The 14,364-nt window shown below is 73.8% G+C and carries 13 protein-coding genes and 1 pseudogene; all 14 read left to right on the top strand.

The window, feature by feature from the left end; genetic code table 11:
- Nucleotides 1-104: 104 nt before the first annotated feature.
- The 14 genes and pseudogenes from FGD68_RS06040 (at nucleotide 105) to FGD68_RS06100 (ending at nucleotide 14,356) form a co-directional block, all read left to right on the top strand.
- The gene (locus tag FGD68_RS06040; RefSeq protein WP_104236872.1) at nucleotides 105-1,787 is read left to right on the top strand and encodes an ABC transporter substrate-binding protein; all 1,683 of its coding nucleotides are present in this window, start codon (nucleotides 105-107) and stop codon (nucleotides 1,785-1,787) included.
- Between the two features lie 3 nt (nucleotides 1,788-1,790).
- Nucleotides 1,791-2,753, top strand: coding sequence for an ABC transporter permease (locus FGD68_RS06045; RefSeq protein ID WP_104236873.1), 963 nt, complete (start codon nucleotides 1,791-1,793; stop codon nucleotides 2,751-2,753).
- A complete protein-coding gene (locus FGD68_RS06050; RefSeq protein ID WP_119372736.1) occupies nucleotides 2,750-3,742 on the top strand; it encodes an ABC transporter permease in 993 nt (330 codons plus the stop codon). The genes FGD68_RS06045 and FGD68_RS06050 overlap by 4 nt, the downstream gene beginning before the upstream one ends.
- 110 nt (nucleotides 3,743-3,852) lie before the next feature.
- Nucleotides 3,853-4,338 (top strand): annotated as a pseudogene (locus FGD68_RS15625) (ATP-binding cassette domain-containing protein); the annotation flags it as partial.
- A 123-nt stretch (nucleotides 4,339-4,461) separates the two neighbouring features.
- The gene (locus FGD68_RS15630; RefSeq protein ID WP_449508591.1) at nucleotides 4,462-4,605 is read left to right on the top strand and encodes an ABC transporter ATP-binding protein; all 144 of its coding nucleotides are present in this window, start codon (nucleotides 4,462-4,464) and stop codon (nucleotides 4,603-4,605) included.
- Entirely contained in the window at nucleotides 4,602-5,540 is a 939-nt protein-coding gene (locus FGD68_RS06060; RefSeq protein ID WP_104236876.1) for an ATP-binding cassette domain-containing protein, read from the top strand. Before FGD68_RS15630 ends, FGD68_RS06060 begins: the two co-directional genes overlap by 4 nt.
- Nucleotides 5,537-6,844 (top strand): alpha/beta fold hydrolase, encoded by a 1,308-nt coding sequence (locus FGD68_RS06065; RefSeq protein ID WP_119372738.1) that lies wholly within the window; start codon nucleotides 5,537-5,539, stop codon nucleotides 6,842-6,844. The genes FGD68_RS06060 and FGD68_RS06065 overlap by 4 nt, the downstream gene beginning before the upstream one ends.
- Nucleotides 6,841-8,337 (top strand): aminopeptidase P family protein, encoded by a 1,497-nt coding sequence (locus tag FGD68_RS06070; protein ID WP_237609904.1) that lies wholly within the window; start codon nucleotides 6,841-6,843, stop codon nucleotides 8,335-8,337. The genes FGD68_RS06065 and FGD68_RS06070 overlap by 4 nt, the downstream gene beginning before the upstream one ends.
- Nucleotides 8,338-8,354: 17 nt before the next feature.
- Nucleotides 8,355-9,068: a GntR family transcriptional regulator gene (locus FGD68_RS06075; protein WP_104236879.1), complete on the top strand. Its 714-nt coding sequence runs from the start codon at nucleotides 8,355-8,357 to the stop codon at nucleotides 9,066-9,068.
- Between the two features lie 112 nt (nucleotides 9,069-9,180).
- Nucleotides 9,181-10,410 (top strand): NAD(P)/FAD-dependent oxidoreductase, encoded by a 1,230-nt coding sequence (locus tag FGD68_RS06080; RefSeq protein ID WP_237609905.1) that lies wholly within the window; start codon nucleotides 9,181-9,183, stop codon nucleotides 10,408-10,410.
- Nucleotides 10,407-10,745, top strand: coding sequence for a (2Fe-2S)-binding protein (locus tag FGD68_RS06085; protein WP_012037493.1), 339 nt, complete (start codon nucleotides 10,407-10,409; stop codon nucleotides 10,743-10,745). Before FGD68_RS06080 ends, FGD68_RS06085 begins: the two co-directional genes overlap by 4 nt.
- Nucleotides 10,742-12,433: an NAD(P)/FAD-dependent oxidoreductase gene (locus FGD68_RS06090; protein WP_237609906.1), complete on the top strand. Its 1,692-nt coding sequence runs from the start codon at nucleotides 10,742-10,744 to the stop codon at nucleotides 12,431-12,433. The genes FGD68_RS06085 and FGD68_RS06090 overlap by 4 nt, the downstream gene beginning before the upstream one ends.
- Nucleotides 12,430-13,347 carry a dihydrodipicolinate synthase family protein gene (locus tag FGD68_RS06095; RefSeq protein ID WP_104236882.1) on the top strand — a complete coding sequence of 306 codons (918 nt, stop codon included), beginning with the start codon at nucleotides 12,430-12,432 and terminating at the stop codon, nucleotides 13,345-13,347. The genes FGD68_RS06090 and FGD68_RS06095 overlap by 4 nt, the downstream gene beginning before the upstream one ends.
- A 7-nt stretch (nucleotides 13,348-13,354) precedes the next feature.
- Nucleotides 13,355-14,356: a proline racemase family protein gene (locus FGD68_RS06100; protein WP_104236883.1), complete on the top strand. Its 1,002-nt coding sequence runs from the start codon at nucleotides 13,355-13,357 to the stop codon at nucleotides 14,354-14,356.
- The last annotated feature ends 8 nt before the right edge of the window (nucleotides 14,357-14,364 follow it).

Genomic DNA, 14,364 nt, shown 5'->3' on the forward strand with positions numbered 1-14,364 from the left:
GGTCGCGCGCACCTCCTCTTCCTCCTCTTCCCTTCCATCGCACGACCCCGTCCGTCATTCCCCACCCGGTGCGCCCCGGCCGCCATCCACGAAACGAGAGTCCGATGAACAGACGAATCACCGCAGTCGGGCTGGCCCTCGCCGCCAGCCTCGCCCTCACGTCCTGCGCCGGCGCCGGAGGCGGCGCCGCGGCAGGCGGCGTCACCGGCCCCGCCGACACCGGCGGCACCATGCAGGTCCTCGCCAGCACCGACTTCTCGCATCTGGATCCGACGATGGGCTACGACACCGGCGTCGCGGACCTCTACCGGCTCATCTACCGCACGCTCACGACCGCGTCCGGCAAGGACGGCGCGACCATCGCGCCCGACCTCGCGACCGACACCGGCACGCCGAACGCGGACGCGACGGTCTGGACCTTCACGCTCAAGGACGGACTCAAGTTCGAGGACGGCTCTCCCATCACGAGCGAGTCCGTCAAGTTCGGCGTCGAGCGCTCCTTCGACCCCGCGCTCGCGATCGGCACGCCGTACACGCGCCTGTACCTCGCCGGCGGCGACACCTACAAGGGCCCGTACGAGTCGGGCGACCTGTCCTCCATCGAGACGCCGGACGAGAAGACCATCGTCTTCCACCTCAACCGCTCCGTGCCGGAGTTCGCGAGCGTCGCGGCCCAGAGCACCTTCACCCCGTTCCCGGTCGACAAGGACAGGGTGACGGTCACGAGCATGGACCAGCAGCCCATCGCCTCCGGTCCGTACCGGGTCACCGCGCGCACGGCAGGGTCCTCCCTCACCCTCGAGCGCAACCCCGAGTGGGACCAGACGACCGACGACGTGCGCACCGCCAAGCCCGACAAGTGGCAGTTCACGGTCGGCCTCGACCCGGCGACCATCGACGAGCGCATGCTCGCCGGCCAGGGCGATGACAAGAACGCGATCGCGTACACGATCACGGCCGCGAGCGTCTCCCGCATCCAGACCCCGCAGATCAAGGCGCGGACGGTGAGCGGCGACCAGGCGTGCACCACGTACCTCGGACTGAACACGACCAAGCCGCACCTCGACGACGTCCGGGTCCGGCAGGCGATCTCCTACGCGATCGACAAGAAGTCGCTCGCCGACGTCGCCGGCGGGCCGTCCGTCGCCGAGCCGGCCTCCACGATGCTCACCCCGTCGATCCCGGGCCACAAGGACTTCGACCTCTACCCGAGCACCGACAGCGCGGGCGACGTCGACAAGGCGAAGTCCCTCCTCGCCGAGGCGGGCCTCGCCGACGGCTTCACGATGACGCTGGACGTGCGCAACCTGCCGGCGTCCCAGAAGCAGGCCGAGGCGCTGCAGCAGTCGCTCGCGAAGGTCGGCATCACGCTCGAGCTGAACATCATCGACACCTCGACCTACTACGAGACCATCGGCACGACGTCGCAGCAGCACGACGCCGCCGTCACGGGCTGGTGCCCGGACTGGCTGTCGGCCAGCACCGTCCTGCCGACCCTGTTCGACGGACGCCAGATCAGCGAGAAGGGCAACAACAACATCGCGCAGCTCAACGACCCGGCCGTCAACGCGAAGATCGACGAGGTCTCCGCGATGACCGACCTCGACGCCGCGAAGACCGCGTGGGGCGACCTGGACGAGCAGATCCAGCAGCTGGCGCCGACCGTGCCGCTGCTGTTCGCGCAGTCGGTGCTCGTCGTGGGGGAGAACGTGCGGAACGCGTACTCGAGCCCCCTCTACGCGGGCGGGATCGACTACGCCACCATCGGCCTCCACACGGGGAAGTAGGCGGTGACCGCCACCCTGCAGGGCGCCTCGGCGCCCGACTCGGCCCCCGCCTACCCGACGGGACGGCCGCCGGCCGTCACGCCGACGAAGCGCGTGGTCGCGGCCCTCCGGTCGAAGCCGTCCGTGATCCTCAGCACCGCGTTCGTGGTGATCGTCCTGGTGCTCGCGATCTTCGCGCCGCTCCTGTCCGGGATCACCGGCTGGGGCCCCACGACCTTCGACGCCGACGCCGTGGATCCCGTCCTCGGCGGCCTGCCCATCGGCCCGTTCGGCGGTGTCAGCGCCTCGCACTGGTTCGGCGTCGAGCCGCAGAACGGCCGTGACCTGTTCGCCCGCATCGCGTACGGCGCCCGGGTGTCCCTGCTCATCGCGGTCTCCGCCACGGTCGTCACCACGGCGATCGGCGTGGTCGCGGGCATGGTCGCCGGCTACTTCGGCGGAATCGTCGACCAGGTCGTGTCCCGGGTCATGGACTTCCTCATGGCCTTCCCGGCGCTGATCTTCATGATCGCGATCCTGTCGGCCCTGCCCGCGGGCAACCGCCCGGCGCTGCTCGTCCTGGTGCTCAGCGTCTTCGGCTGGCCGTACACGGCGCGCATCGTGCGCGGCCAGACCATGACGATCCGCACGCGCGACTTCGTGGAGGCCGCCCGGGCATCCGGCGCCTCCTCCATGGGCGTGATCTTCCGGGAGGTGCTGCCCAACCTGCGCGGCACGGTCATCGTGCTGGCCACGCTCGCGGTGCCGAGCTACATCGGCACCGAGGCGAGCCTGTCGTTCCTCGGCGTGGGCGTGCTGCCGCCGACGCCGTCGTGGGGCCAGATGATCGCCGACTCGGTGACCTGGTACACGGTGGATCCCGCGTACTTCGTCGTGCCGGGTTCGTTCCTCTTCCTCACGGTGCTGGCGTTCACGGTCTTCGGCGACCACCTCCGCACCGCGCTCGAGCAGGGGGAGGCGGCATGATCGGCTACCTCGTCCGCCGTGCCGGAGCCGCGCTGATCGTGCTCGCGCTCATCAGCCTGTTCACCTACATGATCTTCTTCCTGCTCCAGCCGGACCCCGCCGTCACCATCTGCGGCAAGACCTGCACGCCGGACAAGATCGACTCCATCCGCCAGCTCCTCGGCCTCGACCGGCCGTTCTGGGCGCAGTACGGCGACTTCATCACGGGCATCTTCACCGGTCGCACCTACGGGGACGGCCCGACCGCGATCCAGTGCTCCGCGCCCTGCCTGGGCTTCAGCTTCCAGACGCAGCAGCCCGTGCTCGACCTGATGCTGTCCCGCCTCCCCGTGAGCGTCACGATCGCGGTCGGCGCGGCCGTCCTCTGGGTCGTGTTCGGCGTCGCCGGCGGCCTCGTCAGCGCCATCCGGCAGGGCAGCGTGTGGGACCGGACCGCGATGGCGGCGGCGCTCACCGGGATCAGCGTCCCGATCACCTTCGCGGCGCTGCTCCTGCAGTACGTGCTCGTGGTGCAGCTGCAGATCCTGCCGTTCCCGCAGTCCGTCGCGTTCTCCGACGACCCCGTCCTGTGGTTCGAGTCCTACCTCATGCCGTGGCTGGTGCTCGCGCTCGGCTACGCGGCGATCTACGCGCGCATCGTGAGGGCGAACGTGATCGACACGCTGCAGGAGGACTACCTGCGGACCGCGCGCGCCAAGGGCCTGTCGGCGGCGCTCGTGATCCGCCGCCACGCCCTCCGCCCGTCGCTCACGCCCGTCGTGACGCTGTTCGGCATGGACTTCGCCGGGCTGCTCGGCGGAGCCGTGATCACCGAGAGCGTCTTCGGCCTCAACGGCGTCGGCAAGCTCGCCGCCGACTCCATCGCCAAGAACGACCAGCCCGTCATCATGGGCGTCACGCTCCTCGCCGCCACCTTCGTGGTCGTCGGGAACGTGGTCGTCGACGTGCTCTACACCGTGCTCGACCCCCGAGTGAGGATCACCTCGTGACCGCCACCGCACCGCACCGCCCGCCCGCCCGCGCCGTCCCCGGGACGCCGCTCCTCGAGGTCGACCACCTCACCATCGCGTTCCCCACCTCCCGGGGGCCGGTGGAGGTGGTGAAGGACCTCTCCTTCCGGGTGGAGCCGGACAGCACCCTCGGCATCGTGGGGGAGTCGGGCTCCGGGAAGTCGATGACCTCGCTCGCCGTGATGGGCCTCGTGCCGCGCGGCGGGAAGGTCACCGGGTCCATCAAGCTGGCGGGCGAGGAGCTCGTCGGCCGGAGCGACAAGGAGCTGCGGGCCATGCGCGGCGATCGCATGGCGATGGTCTTCCAGGATCCGCTCTCCTCGCTCAACCCCTACTACACGGTGGGGCTGCAGATCGAGGAGGCCTACCGGTCGCATCGCTCCGGATCCCGGAAGGCCGTGCGGTCCACCGTGGTCGCGGCGCTCGACCGGGTCGGGATCAAGGAGGCCGCGACCCGCGTCGACCACTACCCGCACCAGTTCTCGGGCGGCATGCGGCAGCGCATCATGATCGCGATGGCGCTGTGCCTCGAGCCCGAGCTGCTCATCGCCGACGAGCCGACCACCGCGCTCGACGTGACGGTGCAGGCGCAGATCCTCGACCTCATGCGCTCCATCCGCGCGGAGACGGGGATGGGGATGCTCGTCATCACCCACGACCTCGCCGTCGTGTCCTCCCTCGCCGACGAGGTGCTCGTCATGCAGGGTGGGCACCGCGTCGAGAGCGGCACCACCGAGCGCGTGTTCACCGCGCCGGAGGATCCGTACACGCACGCCCTGCTCGAGGCGATCCCCCGCATCGACGCCGCCTACGACCGCCAGACGACGGGATCCGCCTCATGAGCCCCCACGACGCCTCCGCGCCCGCATCCGCCCCGACCGCGCCCGCCGCGGCGACGCCCGAGCCGTTCCTCTCCGCGCGCGACCTCACCAAGGAGTACGTGACGCGCGGCGGTCGCGGGCTCCGGCCGCCGGTGCGCCGCTTCCTCGCGGTCGACGGCGTGAGCCTCGACGTGCCGACCGGGCAGACGCTCTCCATCGTGGGGGAGTCCGGATCCGGCAAGTCGACGACCGCGCGGATCATCGCGCACCTGCTCGACCCGACCTCCGGCACGTTCGCGCTCAAGGGCGAGGACATGACGCACGCGAAGGGCGCCGCGCTCCGCGAGTTCCGGCGGCAGGTGCAGGTGGTGTTCCAGGATCCGGCGTCGTCGCTCAACCCGCGGCACACGGTGGAGCAGATCATCAGCGCGCCCCTGCGGTACCAGGGCATCACGACGCCCGGCGGCCACGGGCAGCTCGTGCGCGACCTGCTCGACCGCGTGGGGTTGAACCCGGATCACGCGCAGCGCTACCCCGCGCAGTTCTCGGGTGGGCAGTGCCAGCGCATCGGGATCGCCCGGGCGCTCGCCGTGAGCCCGGGCCTCATCGTGTGCGACGAGGCGGTCTCCGCGCTCGACGTGACGGTGCAGGCGCGCGTCATCGCCCTGCTCCGCGACCTCCAGCGCGAGCGCGGGCTCAGCTACGTCTTCATCGCGCACGACCTCGCGGTCGTGCGGCAGCTCTCCGACCGCGTCGCCGTGATGAGCTCGGGGAAGGTCGTGGAGGAGGGGACGCGCGACGACGTGTTCGAGCGGCCACAGCACCCGTACACGCGCTCGCTGCTCGACGCCGTGCCGCGGATCGACCCGGAGTGGGATCGCAAGCGCCAGGTCGCGCGCGCCGCCGCCGGCCTCGACACCACGGCGATCGAGACGGCCGGCGGGTCGGCCGCGTGATCGTCGGATCCGCGACCGTCCCCGGCGTCCACGTCACCGACCACGAGATCGAGGTCCCACTCGACTGGGCCGCGGCGCGCGCCGGCGAGCCCACCGCGACGATCACGGTGTTCGCCCGCGAGCTCGTCGCGCCCGACCGCCGCGGCGACGACCTGCCCGCGCTCCTCTACCTCCAGGGCGGCCCGGGCGGGAAGTCGCCGCGCGTGCTCGACGACGGCGGGTGGATCGGCCACGCCCTCCGCACGCACCGCGTCGTTCTCCTCGACCAGCGCGGCACCGGGCGGAGCACGCCCGTGACGGCGCGCACGATGATCCGGTTCGGCGACGACCACGCCGCCGCGGCCCGGTACCTCGCGCTGTTCCGCGCCGACGCGATCGTGCAGGACGCCGAGGCGCTGCGGCAGCACCTCGAGGGCGGGCGCCGCTGGTCGACTCTCGGCCAGAGCTACGGCGGGTTCCTCACCCTCACTTACCTGTCGCTCGCGCCGGAGGCGCTGTCGGCCTGCTACGTGACGGGCGGCCTCGCCTCCCTCGACCCCGACGCCGAGGAGGTCTACCGCCGGACCTACCCGCGCACGGTCCGGAAGAACGCCGGCTACCACGCGCGCTACCCGGGCGACGTGGCGATCCTGTCCCGCCTCGCGGACCGGCTCCAGGTCGGCGACGTGACCCTGCCCGACGGCGACGTCCTCACCGTGAAGCGCCTGCAGACGATCGGCATCGACCTCGGCATGGCGCCGGGGCGCGAGCGGATCCACGCGCTGCTCGACGAGGCCCTCGACGACCGCGGCGAGCCCACCGACGTGCTGCTCGCCGAGGCGATGCGCCTCACCTCCTACGCGGCGAACCCGCTGTTCGCGGCGATGCAGGAGAGCATCTACGCGTCCGGCACCCGGCCGGCCACCGCGTGGGCCGCCGAGCGGGAGCGCGGCAGGCACCCGGCGTTCGCGCCGACCGCCCGGCCGCTGCTGCTCACCGGCGAGATGATGTACCCCTGGATGTTCGAGGAGATCCGCCTGCTGCGCCCGTTCCGCGGCGCGGTGGAGGAGATGGCCCGCCGCGACGACTGGCCGGAGCTCTACGACCCGGCCCGCCTCGCTGCCAACGAGGTGCCGCTCGCCGCCGCGATCTACCACGACGACATGTACGTGGACGCGGGCCTGCAGCAGGACACGGTCGCGCGCGTGGGGAACGCCCGCGCGTGGATCACGAACGAGCACGAGCACGACGGCCTCGGAGCGCCCGGCGTGCTCGGGCGGCTGATGGACACGATCGCCCGCGATGGAGGAGGCCTGCCCCGATGACCGACACGACCCACGACACGACGCCCGCCACGACGCCCGCCACGACGCCCGCCACTGACCCCGGCGCGCCGCGCGTCCCCTTCGCTCCCGAGGAGCGCCGCCCGCCGCGCCTCGCGGAGCTGCCCGCCTTCCAGGACCTCATGGCGGGCGGCTGGATCACCCCGGACCGCACGCCGACCACCGTGCCCGGTGCCGTCGAGGCGGCCGCCGCGCACCGCGCCCGGTTGAGCGACGCTATGCCCGGCGTCACCCTCGCGGTGGTGAGCGGGTACGCGCCGACGCGCAACGACGACTGCCGATACGCGTTCCGCGCCGACAGCGACTTCGTGTGGCTCACGGGCGTGCAGATCGAGGGCGCGGTGCTCGTGATGCACGCGGTGTCGGGAGGCCACGACGCCGTGCTGCACGTGCCCGCGCCCGCGCACCCGGGGGATCCGCGCTTCTACTCCGACGCCGACCACGGCGAGCTCTGGGTCGGCCCCGCGCCCGCGCACGCCGACTGGCAGCGGGTGCTCGGGATCCCCGTGCGCGATCCCGACCGCATCGCGCCCGACCTCGCCGGCGTCCGCGACGTCCGCCGCGCGGGCGCCGTCACCGGCGTGCCGGCCTCGCTCGCCGACGTGCCCCGCGACCCGGCGCTCGTGGCGGCGCTCGGCGAGCTGCGCGTGATCAAGGACGCGTGGGAGATCGAGGAGCTGCGGCGCGCGGTCGACGACACCGTCGAGGGCTTCGCCGAGGTCGTGCGCGCGATCCCGCGGGCGCGCGCGCACGGCGGGGAGCGGTGGCTGCAGGGCACGTTCGATCGGCACGCGCGGACGGTCGGCAACGGCCCCGGCTACGCCACCATCGTGGGCGGCGGCGGGCACGCGACGACGCTGCACTGGGTGCGCTGCGACGGCCCGCTCCGCGACGGCGAGCTCGTGCTGCTCGACATGGGCGTGGAGGCGCGCAGCCTCTACACGGCCGACGTCACCCGCACGATCCCCGTCGACGGCACGTTCACCCCCGAGCAGCGGCTCGTTCACGACATCGTGGAGCGCAGCCACCGCGCGGGCCTCGAGGCCGTCGCGCCCGGTCGGCCGCTCGTCGACTTCCACCACGCGTCCATGGAGGTCATCGCCCAGGGCCTGCACGACCTGGGGATCCTGCCGGTCTCGGTCGACGAGGCGCTCTCGCCCGCCGGGCAGCACCACCGGCGCTGGCTGGTGTGCGGGATCGGCCACCACCTCGGGCTCGACGTGCACGACTGCTCGGGCGCCGGGGTCGCGGGCTACGACCGCGCGGTCGAGCCGGGCATGGTGCTGACCGTGGAGCCCGGCCTCTACTTCGCGCCGGACGACGGGATGGTACCGCCGGAGCTGCGGGGCATCGGGGTGCGGATCGAAGACGATATCGTGGTGACGCAGACGGGGTCCGACGTGCTGTCGGACGCGCTGCCGATCGACGCCCAGGGCCTGGAGTCCTGGATGCGGGAGCAGCGGTCCCCGTCCTGACACAGAGGAGGACCCGCGTGAGCCTCTCCGCACTGCGTCCCGCACCCCCGCGCGAGAGCCTGCGCGAGCACGTGCACCAGGCCCTGTCCGCGGCCATCGTCTCGGGCGAGCTGGAGCCGGGCACGCTCATCACCGTGCCCACGCTCGCCGTGCGCTTCGACGTCTCGGCCACGCCCGTCCGCGAGGCGGTGCTCGAGCTCGAGAAGCGCGGCTTCGTGGAGACGGTCCGCAACAAGGGCTTCCGCGTCACCGCGGTGAGCGACGAGGAGCTCGGCCACCTGGTGCAGGTGCGCCAGCTCCTCGAGGCGCCGGCCATGGAGCGGCTCGCCGGGCACCTGCCCGAGGGCGCGCTGCCCGGCCTCGAGGCGCTCGCCGACCGCATCGAGCAGGGCGCGCGCGAGGGCGACCTCCGCGCGTACCTCGAGGCCGACCAGGAGCTGCACCTCACCCTCACGCGCATGCTCGGCAACCCCGTGCTCACGGCGTCCATCGCCGACCTCCGCTCGCGCACCCGCCTCGTCGGACTCGCGTCGATGAAGGAGAGCAGCCTCCTCGACGCCTCGGCGGCCGAGCACCACGAGCTGCTGCGGGCGCTGGTCGCCGGCGACGGATCCGGGGCGCACGAGCTGATGGTGCGGCACATCCGGCATGCCTCCGGCTGGTGGGCGGGGCGCGGCGAGGACGAGCCCGCGGGGGATGCAGATGCCTCCCGGGCCGAAGACGACGCCTGATCCGTCCGGCGCCGCCCCGCTTCCCCTCGGCGACGATGTGTGACATATTACTGTCACCGCCGTTCGCCACCCGCCTCCCCGAGGCGCATCCACCCGTGAGAGCAGGGACACCATGACGCGTCACGTGGTCGTCGTCGGCGGGGGCATCGTCGGGGCCGCGTGCGCCCGGTCGCTCGCCCGGGCCGGGATCCGCGTCACGGTCGTCGAACGCGCCGCCGTCGCGTCCGGCACGAGCGCGCAGGGCGAGGGCAACATCCTCGTCTCCGACAAGGGCCCGGGCGCCGAGCTCGAGCTCGCGCAGCTGGCCGCCCGCCGCTGGCCCGAGGTGGCCGCGGAGCTCGCGGACGAGCTGGGCGACGCGCTGCCCTCCATCGAGTACGAGCCCAAGGGCGGGCTCGTCGTCACGACCACCGACGAGGGCGCGGATCCGCTCCTCGCCTTCGCCGCCACCCAGCGCTCCGCGGGCGTCGACGCCGTGCCCGTCGACCGGCGCCGGGCGCTCGAGCTCGAGCCGTGGCTGAACCCCGCGATCACCGCGGCCGTGCACTACCCCGAGGACGCGCAGGTGCAACCCGCGATCGCGACCGAGGCGCTCGCCGCGTCGGCCCGGCGCGCGGGCGCGGTCGTGCGCACCGGGGTCGAGGTCATCGGGCCGCTGCTCGACGCCGACGGCGCGCTCCGCGGCGTGCGGACGAGCGCGGGCGACATCCCCGCGGACGACGTGCTGATCGCGGCGGGACCGTGGTCGGGCGGGGTGGCGCGGGCCCTCGGCGTCGAGCTGCCCGTGCTGCCGCGCCGCGGCGTCGTGCTCGTGACCACGCGCATGCCGTACCGCATCCACCACAAGGTCTACGACGGCGACTACGTGGGAGCGGTCGGATCCGGCGACGGGGCGCTGCAGACCTCGGGCGTCGTGGAGTCGACGCCGTCGGGCACGGTGCTCATCGGATCCAGCCGCGAGCGCGTGGGCTTCGACGCGTCGCTGCGCGTGGCCGTGCTCGAGGAGCTCGCCGCGAAGGCCGTGCGGCTCTTCCCCTTCCTCGTCGAGGCGAATGCGATGCGCTCCTACGGCGGCTTCCGCCCGTACCTGCCCGACCACCTGCCTGTCGTCGGGCCGGATCCGCGACTGCCCGGCCTCTGGCACGCGAGCGGCCACGAGGGCGCGGGGATCGGCCTGTCGGTCGCGACTGCGGACCTCATCGTGGCGCAGATGACGGGTGTCGCGACCCCGCTCGACGTGGAGCCCTTCTCCGTCGCGCGCGCGTCGCTCGGGCTGCTGATGCCCGGTGCCGCCGCGCCCGGCGTCGCGCTGCCGACCGACGCGGCCGGAGCGCGCGCATGACGCCGCGGCGCGTGGACCCGGCGCGCGACCCGATCCGCCCGGAGCCGGCCGCAGCCGTCCGCTTCACCGTGGACGGGGATCCCGTCGAGGGCGTCAGCGGCCAGACCATCGCGGGCGCGCTGCTCGCCTCCGGCACGCTCGCCTGGCGGACGACCGCGAGCGCAGGCCGGCCCCGCGGCGTCTTCTGCGGGATCGGCGTGTGCTTCGACTGCACCGTGACCGTGAACGGGCTGCCGGACGTCCGTGCCTGCCAGCGCCGCGCGGTCGAGGGCGACGTGGTCGAGACCGGGCCGGGCGCGACCGTGCCCGACGCGCGCGCGGGGGAGGCGTCGTGAGCGGCGCGGACGAACGGCGGCACGTCGTCGTGATCGGCGCGGGACCGGCTGGGCTGGCCGCCGCGGTCGCCGCCCGCGGTCGCGGGGCGCGCGTCACGCTGCTCGACGCGTCCGACGAGCTCGGCGGGCAGTACTGGCGGCACCTGCCGGCGACGCGGCCCGCCGCGCGCGAGCGGATCCTGCACCACGGCTGGGACGCGTTCACGGCGCTCCGCGGGCGGCTCGCGGCCGACGCCGGCTGCGAGATCGTGACCGGCGCGCAGGTGTGGGCGATCGAGCGGCCGGAGCCGGACGCGACAGCGCCCGATGACGCGCCCGCCACCGCAGACGTGCCCGCGCCCGCCGCCGTCGTGCACGTCCTCGTCGGCCAGGTCGACGGATCCGGCCGCGAGCTCCTGACCCTCCGCCCGGACGCGCTCGTGCTCGCCACCGGCGCGCACGACCGCACGTTGCCCTTCCCCGGCTGGGACCTGCCCGGCGTCTTCACCGCGGGCGCCGCGCAGGCCCTCGCGAAGGGCGAGCGCGTGCGCGTAGGCGACCGCGTGATCGTCGCGGGCGCCGGCCCCTTCCTCCTGCCCGTCGCCGTCTCGCTCGTGCAGGCGGGGGCGCGCGTCGTCGGGATCCACGAGGCCGCACGCGTGCCCGGGCTCGCCCGCGGGTGGCTGCGCAGTCCGCTCGGGCTCGCCCGCGCGCCGCACAAGGCCGCCGAGCTCGCCGGGTACGTCTCCGTGCTGGCGCGCGAGCGCATCGGCTACTCCACCGGCAGCGCGGTGGTCGCGGCGCACGGCACCGACCGCGTCGAGGCCGTCACCGTGCAGCGACTCGACGCCTCGTGGGCGCCGATCCCGGGCACCGAGCGGCGGATCGAGGTGGACGCCGTGTGCGTCGGCCACGGGTTCACGCCCCGGCTCGAGCTGCCGATCGCCGCGGGCTGCCGCATCGGCGCCGACCGCTTCGTCGAGGTCGACGCGTCCCAGGGCGCCGGGCCGGCTGGCGTGTTCGCGGCCGGGGAGATCACCGGCATCGGGGGAGTGGACCAGGCGCTCGCGGAGGGCGAGGTCGCGGGGCACTGCGCCGCGGGCGGATCCCCGTCCGACACCGCCGTCGCCCCGGCGGTCCGCCGCCGGGCCGTCGCGCACGACGTGGCCGGCCGCATCGAGGCCGCGCACGGCATCCGCCCGGGCTGGACCGGCTGGCTCCGCGACGACACGCTCGCGTGCCGCTGCGAGGAGGTGCCCGTGGGTCGGATCCGTGCGACCGCCCGCGCCGCGCGCTCCACCGACCTCCGCTCCATGAAGCTCGCCACCCGCGCCGGCCTCGGCACCTGCCAGGGCCGCGTCTGCGGGCGCACCGTCGAGCAGCTGCTCGCGGCGGAGGCGCCGGCGTGCGGATCCGCGCCTGCCGGATCCGCGCCTGCCGGATCCGCGCCCGCCGCGGTCGCCCCGGCCGTGCCCGGCCCCGGATCCGACCGCCGCCCCATCGCCTCGCCCGTGCGCCTCGGCGAGCTCGCCGCCGCCTACGAGCGCCGCGACGCCGGACCCCCGTCCCTCGCCGCGGCCGCACCCGGCGTCGACGGACCGCCCGCCCGCGTCGCGGATCCGCCGCCCGCCGCCGACCCGCCGCGCGAACCCGCGCCCCCGACCACCCCAGCACCTCCCCGCACCACCGACCGGAAGGACACCCCTTGACCGCACCCGCCCTGGACCTCGGAGGCGTCGTCGTCGCCACCACGCTGCCGTTCCGCGAGGACGCGTCGGCCCCCGCCGGCCTCGCCGTCGACTACGACGCGTACGCCGCCCACTGCGACTGGCTCATGTCGAACGGCTGCCGCGGCGTCGGCCCGAACGGATCGCTCGGCGAGTACTCCTCGCTCACCGACGAGGAGCGCCGCAAGGTCGTGCAGGTCGCGGTCGAGACCGTCGGCGACCGCGGGATCGTCGTGGCCGGCGTGCACGGCGTCGGCTGGCACCAGGCGAGGAAGTGGGCCGAGATCGCGGCCGAGGACGGCGCCGACGGCGTGCTGCTCCTGCCGCCCACCATCTACCGGGCGAGCGACGACGAGGTCGTCGAGCACTACGCGCGCGTCGACGAGGTGGGCCTGCCGATCATGGCCTACAACAACCCGTTCGACACCAAGGTCGACCTCACGCCGCAGCTCCTCCAGCGCCTGGACGCGCTCGAGAACGTCGTGGCGATCAAGGAGTTCTCGGGCGACATCCGGCGCGTGACGGAGATCCAGGACCTCACGGGCCTCGACGTGATCGCGGGCGCCGACGACCTGCTGCTCGAGTCGCTCATCATGGGCGCCGTCGGCTGGTTCGCGGGCTACCCGAACGCGTTCCCGCGCGAGGCCGTCGAGCTGTACGGGCTGGCGACGAGCGGCCGCATCGACGAGGCGAAGGAGCTGTACGAGCACCTCGTGCCCGTGTTCCGCTGGGACTCGCGCACCGAGTTCGTGCAGGCCATCAAGCTGTCGATCGACGTGGCAGGCGAGAGCACGGGCGGCCCCACGCGTCCGCCGCGCGCGCCGCTGCCCGCCGCCATCGCGGAGCAGGTCACGCGCGACACGCGCCGCGCGCTCGACCACCTCGCCGGGCGATGATCGAGGGATGAGGTCCTCCCGCGTCTTCCACGCCGTCGACTCGCACACGGAGGGCATGCCGACCCGCGTCGTCACGAGCGGCTTCGGCGTGATCCCCGGCTCCACCATGAACGAGCGCCGCCTGCACCTGATCGAGCACCTGGACCACCTGCGGCTCCTGCTCATGACGGAGCCGCGCGGGCACGCGGCGATGAGCGGCGCGATCCTGCAGCCGCCCACGCGCGACGACTGCGACTGGGGCGTCCTCTACATAGAGGTGTCCGGCTGCCTGCCGATGTGCGGCCACGGCACCATCGGCGTCGCGACCGTGCTGGTGGAGACCGGGCTCGTCGAGGTGCAGGAGCCGGTCACCACGATCCGGCTCGACACCCCGGCGGGGCTCGTGATCGCGCGCGTCGACGTGGAGGACGGGCGGGCCGCGTCCGTCACGATCGAGAACGTCCCGTCCTACGTGGAGCGGCTGGACGCCTCCATCGACGTGCCGGGCTACGGCACGGTCCCGTACAGCCTGGCGTTCGGCGGCAACTTCTATGCGGTCGTCGAGCTCGACGCGCTGGGGCTGCCGTTCGACCGGGAGCGGCAGCAGGAGATCCTCCAGGCGGGGCTCGCGATCATGGGGGCCGTCAACGACCAGGACGCGCCCTCGCATCCGGAGATCTCCGGGGTCGACCACTGCCACCACGTGGAATTCCTGGCGCCCGGATCGGACGCCAGGCTCTCGCGGCACGCCATGGCGATCCACCCCGGGTGGTTCGACCGCTCGCCGTGCGGCACCGGCACGTCCGCGCGCATGGCCGAGCTGTGGGCGCGCGGCGAGCTCGCGGTCGGCGACGAGTTCGTGAACGAGTCCTTCATCGGCAGCCGCTTCACCGGCCGGATCCTGCGGGAGACGACCGTCGCCGGCCGGCCCGCCATCGTCCCCGCCATCACCGGGCGCGCGTGGATCACCGGCATGGGACAGTACCTGCTGGATCCCACCGACCCGTTCCCGAGCGGCTTCCGGTTCTGAACCCGACG

Source organism: Clavibacter californiensis, assembly GCF_021952865.1.
GTDB classification, from domain to species: Bacteria; Actinomycetota; Actinomycetes; order Actinomycetales; family Microbacteriaceae; genus Clavibacter; species Clavibacter californiensis.